The sequence below is a fragment of the Corallococcus sicarius genome, from assembly GCF_003611735.1.
GTDB classification, from domain to species: Bacteria; Myxococcota; Myxococcia; order Myxococcales; family Myxococcaceae; genus Corallococcus; species Corallococcus sicarius.
The window spans coordinates 1-445 of the sequence record NZ_RAWG01000746.1 but is presented as its reverse complement, the minus strand read 5'-3'; the positions used below and the strand labels follow the sequence as shown (position 1 = coordinate 445).

Sequence of the window (445 nt, the reverse complement as noted above, 5' to 3'; positions counted from 1 at the left end):
ACGTCACCCTGCTCTCCCAGCAGAAGTTCACCGACCGCGACGACCTGGACCGCGCCCTCTTCCCCCTGCTGGAGACGCTGGCCCGCCCCCGCATCGCGTCCGGCGAGCCGCCCAAGGTGGAGCGCGGCCTCTACTACCTGCGCCGCGCGGAGAAGCTCTCCGGCATCACGGAGGAGCAGCGCCGCAGCCTCCAGTCCATGCTCACCGACGTGGCCTTCTACCAGGCCCGCCAGAAGCTGGAGGACGCGCGCCGGCTCGTCTCCGAGGGCCTCGCCCAGCTCAAGCTCGCCGCGGAGACGGAGAACCGCCACGCCCGCGCCGCCAACCAGATGCTCACCCATGTAGGCCCCGCCGCGCGCGCCCTGGAGGAGTCCCTGCGCCGCGCCGTCCACACCGAGAGCGGCCCGGACAACACCCCTGTAGCACCGCCCCCAGCCCCCCGGCC

At 73.5% G+C, this 445-nt stretch carries 1 pseudogene; it reads left to right on the top strand.

Annotation, left to right across the window (positions count from 1 at the left end):
* Positions 1 to 445, top strand: a pseudogene (locus D7X12_RS41960) (IF-2 protein); the annotation flags it as partial.